Annotated in this window: 4 protein-coding genes; all 4 read left to right on the top strand. The window is 75.6% G+C overall.

Translation table 11 applies throughout. From position 1 onward, the window contains the following. A partial coding sequence (locus tag Q7T67_RS17930) for a LytR C-terminal domain-containing protein (RefSeq protein WP_304792952.1) occupies window positions 1-880 on the top strand: 880 nt, incomplete at its 5' end. Window positions 881-1,014: 134 nt separating this feature from the next. Beyond that, complete coding sequence (locus Q7T67_RS17925) at window positions 1,015-1,557, top strand: histidine phosphatase family protein (protein WP_304792949.1); 543 nt, start codon at window positions 1,015-1,017, stop codon at window positions 1,555-1,557. After that, window positions 1,554-3,449 carry a FlgD immunoglobulin-like domain containing protein gene (locus tag Q7T67_RS17920; RefSeq protein ID WP_304792946.1) on the top strand — a complete coding sequence of 632 codons (1,896 nt, stop codon included), beginning with the start codon at window positions 1,554-1,556 and terminating at the stop codon, window positions 3,447-3,449. Before Q7T67_RS17925 ends, Q7T67_RS17920 begins: the two co-directional genes overlap by 4 nt. After that, window positions 3,428-4,939, top strand: a 1,512-nt coding sequence (locus Q7T67_RS17915; RefSeq protein ID WP_304792943.1) for an O-antigen ligase, incomplete at its 3' end; no start/stop codon positions are given. The genes Q7T67_RS17920 and Q7T67_RS17915, both read left to right, overlap by 22 nt.

The raw sequence follows: 4,939 nt of genomic DNA, 5'->3' as shown, positions 1-4,939 counted from the left end.
GCCGCCCGGTGGCGCCCCGCCCACGCGCGTCATCCCGTCGGCCTCGACCGCCGGCGGCCCCCGGGCCGCCACCGCGGCCGGTGCCGCGGCGGCGACCGCGCGGGAGCGCGACCGCAGCGGCGACGGACCCCAGCGCTCGGTCGGCCAGCTGATCGGCGTCGGCGCCGTCGGCCTCGTCGTCCTGCTCGCGCTGCTCTTCGCCTTCGGCGTCATCGGCGGCGGGGACGACGGTCCCGGCACCAGCACCGACGCCGGCGCCACGCCGACGACCACCCGGCAGCAGTCGACGACGACCCCGCGCTACGACCGCACGGAGATGAAGACGGTCGTCTTCAACGCGTCGGGTACCGCGCTGCTGGCGAAGGACGTGAGCGACCGCATCGAGGAGGAGTTCCGCTTCCCGATGGGCCAGGCCGCGAACTACAACACGATCCCGGGCGGCACGGACACCCAGGCGGTCACGACGGTCCAGTACCGCACCGGCGCCGACCAGTCGGTGTCCCAGAACCGGGCGGCCGCCCAGGCCGTCGCGCGGTTCCTGAAGCTCCGGACGACGAGCACGGTCGTGCGTCGGATGACCCCGATCGTCTCGGCCGGGGCCGCCGGGCAGAAGGTCGTCGTCGTCGTGGGCGCCGACTACGCCAGGGCGAACCCGACCGCCGGCGCGGGACAGACCGGTGGCGCGTCGACCGATCCCGCCTCGCCGCCGGACACGGGCACCTCCGGCACGACGGGCGGGACCGGCGGGACGACCGGTGGGGCCACGTCCACGGCCACGACGCCGAGCACCGGCCAACTCCAGACGCCCACGACGGGCGACCTGGGCACCGGCGGCGCGGTCGACGGCACCGGTGACACCGGCGGGGGCGCGGTTCCGTAGGGTCCCGCGGGGCGCACGGCGCCGGGCCACCCGCCCGGAACCCGAGCGCCCGTCGCGGCGGGGCCTCGCGCCCCACCGCAGACCGGGCGGGCAGGCAGGAGCCGCCCGCCGGTCGTCGAAGGACAGAACGCCGCATGATCCTGCTCGCTCGCCACGGACGCACCGCGTACAACGACGAGGGCCGCTTCCAGGGCCGCGGCCCCGTGCCCCTCGACGCGCACGGCCGCCGTCAGGCCTTCGAGCTCGCCGACCTCGTCCGGGAGCGCGGCGACGTCACCCGCATGGTCGCCAGCCCGCTGACCCGCGCGATGGAGACCGCCGCGATCGTCGCCTCGCGGCTGGGCCTGGCCCCGGAGGTCGACCCGCGCCTGGCGGAGACCGACACCGGCGACTGGACCGACCGCACCTACGCCGACGTGATCGCCACGGACGGGCAGGCCGCCTACGACCGCTTCCGGGCGCTCGAGCCCGGCTTCGGCGCCCCCGGCGGCGAGACGTTCGCCGACCAGCTCGCCCGCGTGCTGCCCGCCATCGAGGACGCCCGTGCGGCCGAGGGCCCGGACGACGTCACGCTCGTCGTCTGCCACGGCAACGTCATCCGCCTGCTGATCCAGCACGCCACCGGCAGCCTGCCGACGCACGAGGCCGTCGCCAACGTCCACCTCGAGGCCCTGTGACCCGCGCCGCCCGCGTCGTCTTCGGTCTGCTCGTCGTCGCGACCGTCGCATCGTTCTTCGTCGCCCAGCGGCTGAAGAACCAGCCGGCGGTGCTGCAGTCCGTGCGCTTCTCGGAGGCGTTCTCTCCCGACGGGGACGGCCGACGCGACAACCTCGCGATCTACTTCGCGGTCAAGCGCGGCCAGCCGGTCACCGTCGAGGTCGTCGACCAGGGCGGCGAGACCGTCCGGACGCTGGCCGAGGACCTCGCCACGAGGACCTACGGGCGCAACCGCCTCGTCTGGGACGGCCGGGACGACGACGGCCGCGTGGCCTCCGACGGGGTCTACCGGCTGAAGGTCGTGCTGGAGGACGAGGGCCGGAGCATCGTCTACCGTGCCCGCTCGTTCCAGCTGCGCACGAAGGCGCCGCGCCCGCGCGTCCTGAGCGTCGCCACCGAGGGCGCGGAGCCCGGCAGCGGCCCCGCGATCCTGCCGACCGTCGAGGACCGGCCCGTCGTCGCGACGCTGCGCCTGCGCGGCTGGGAGCCGACGGCGCGCGTCGTCCGCACCAGCCCCGGCGACGAGCCCGTCGTCGTCCGGGACCTGCAGGTCACGGACATCCGCCGCGACACGGACGGCGTGCAGCTCAGCGACGTCAAGGGCGGCCCGCGCGTCAACCGGGGGATCGAGGCGAAGGCCACCTGGGACGGACGGCTGGAGGACGGCTCCCGGGCTCCCGCGGGCACCTACGTCGTGCAGGTCTGCGTCCGGGACCGGGCCGGCGTGCGGGGCTGCGGCCCGCGCGGTGCCGGGACCGACCTGCTGCCCGCCCCCGAGGACGACGGCCGGCTGCGCGGTCGCGGCGGCATCACCGTCCGCGACGTCGGGGTGCAGGCCAACCCCGCTCCCGTGACCTCCGGCAACCGCCTGACGTTCTTCGTCGACGCCCGTGGCGAGCGCTACGACTGGGTGCTGCGACGGGTCGGCACGCGTCGGCCGGTCGACCGCGGGTCGAGCTCCGCGACCGTGCTGAAGGTCGGCACGAAGTCGGCCCGTGGTGCGCTCTACCGCCTGGCCGTGTCCGCGGGCGGCACCCGCGTCGAGGTCCCGGCGCTGGCCGCCGACAGCCGCGAGCAGCGCGTCCTCGTCGTCCTGCCCGCGATCACCTGGCAGGGGCTGGAGCCGCTCGACGACGACGGCGACGGGCTCGTCAACACGCTGAACGGGCCCGAGGAGAGCCGCGCCAGCCGCGTGCGCGTCCCCCGGGTGCTGTCGGCCCTGCCGCGCGGGTTCCGCACCGCCGAGGACCCGACGATGGCCTGGCTCGCCCGCCACCGCAAGCGCTTCGAGCTGACCACGGACCTGGCGCTCGCCCGCGGCGAGGGCCCGAAGCTCGAGGGCCACCGCGGCGTGCTGCTCGTCGGCGAGCACCGCTGGACGACGCCCGCCGTGGCGAAGCAGCTGCGCGACTTCGTGCGCGGCGGCGGGACGGCAGCGGGTCTCGACCCCTCCGGCCTGCGGCGCTCCGTGACGATCAACCGCGCGGACGAGCCGACGTCGGTGCTGCGCGACCCGAGCCCCTTCACCGCCGAGAACGCCGTCGGCCTGGCGAGCCGCGGCGCCGTGCGCCTGGACGGCCCGCCGCAGAACGACAAGGACGACGTCGGCCTGTTCGACGGCACCGACGGCCGCTTCGAGGGCTACCCCGTGGGCTGGCCGCTGGAGGACGTCGGCGGCAACACCGTCGTCGCCTCCGCGGTCGACGGGGCGGACCACACGCTGATCGCCGCCGTCAAGGTCGGCGACGGCTTCGCGATCCGCACCGGCCTGCCGGCGTTCGCCTCGCGGCTGAACACCGATCCCGACACCTCCGAGCTCATGGAGAGCATGTGGCGACTGCTCTCGCGTTGACCGCCGTCGCCCTCGCGGCGGCCCTCTCGCTCCTCCTGCGGTCCCCGAACTCGCGGGCCGGCGCGATGGGCGTCGCCCTCGTGGGCGCGCCGATCATCCTGCTCGCGCAGGTCTGGGACACCGGTCCCGTCGAGCGCCTGCGGGACAGCCCGCCGGTCCTCGCCGCGGCCGTGGTCGGCGGCCTCGCCCTGCTGGGCGCCGGGGCCTGGGCGTTCCGCCGGTGGCCCGCCGCGGTGCCGCTCGCGGTGGCCTTCGTGCTGCCCTTCCGCGTGCCGCTGGACCTCGGCGACGGGCAGCCGGTCAACCTGCTGCTGCCGCTCTACCTCGTCACGGGCGCCGCGGCGCTGGCCTGGGCGTGGGAGCGGGCCACCGCCGATCCGGACGAGCCGGAGACGGACCGCCGCCCCGGGGCCGCCGACGTCGCCCTCGTGCTCTTCGTCGTGCTCTACGCCGCGCAGAGCTGGTGGTCCGACGACCAGAGCAAGGCCGTCGAGCAGATCGCGTTCTTCTACGTCCCGTTCGCGCTGCTGTTCATCGTCCTGCGGACCGTCCCCTGGACGACCCGCCTGGCGGCCAAGGCGTTCGGCATCGTCGTGGTCGTCGCCCTGGCGCTCGCGGGCGTCGGCTTCTACGAGGCGGCCACGCACCACGTCCTGCTGAACCCGCGCGTGATCGCGTCGAACCAGATCGACGACGTCTTCCGGGTCAACTCGCTCTTCTTCGACCCGAACATCTACGGCCGCTTCCTCGCGCTCGTGATGCTCGGGATCACCGCCGCGATGCTCTGGACCTCGCGCAGCCGGACGGTCGCCGTCGCCGGGATCCTGCTCGCGGTCCTGCTCGGCGCGCTCGTCACGACGTACTCGCAGACGAGCTTCCTGGCGCTGCTGGCGGGCCTGGCGGTCCTCGGCGGCCTGCGGTTCGGTCCGTGGAAGGCCTTCGGCGCCCTCGTCGTGGTCGTCCTCGTGGGCGTCGTCTTCGTCGTCGCCGCTCCCGGGGCCCTGAACATCAAGGGCTTCGACGAGGGCGGCGCCGACGATGCGACGTCCGGCCGCGTCACCCTGACCGGCGGCGGCATCGGGCTGTGGGCCGACCACCCGATCGCGGGCGTCGGCTCCGGCGGGTTCGCGACGGCGTACCGCGAGCGGGAGCGCTCGGGCGCGCGGAAGGCCGTCGACGCGTCGCACACGATCCCGATCACGATCGCCGCCGAGCAGGGCGTGATCGGCCTCGGGGCCTACCTGCTGCTGATCGTGCTGCTCGTCCGGCGCCTCGTGCGGGAGGCGGAGGAGGGGCCCGTGCGCGCCGCGATCGCGGCGATGACGATCGCGCTGATCGTGCACACGATGGGCTACGCGGCGTTCCTCGAGGATCCCGTGCTGTGGGTGCTGCTCGCCGTCGGGGCCGCCCTGGCGCCCCAGCGGACACGGAGCGAGGCCCGCCGCGCCCGGCTGCGGCTGCGGCGGCGCCCGTCGGAGCGCGAGCGCCGC

The organism is Patulibacter sp. (genome assembly GCF_030655195.1).
Classification (GTDB): Bacteria; Actinomycetota; Thermoleophilia; order Solirubrobacterales; family Solirubrobacteraceae; genus Patulibacter.
This window is presented reverse-complemented; position numbering and strand designations above follow the sequence as displayed.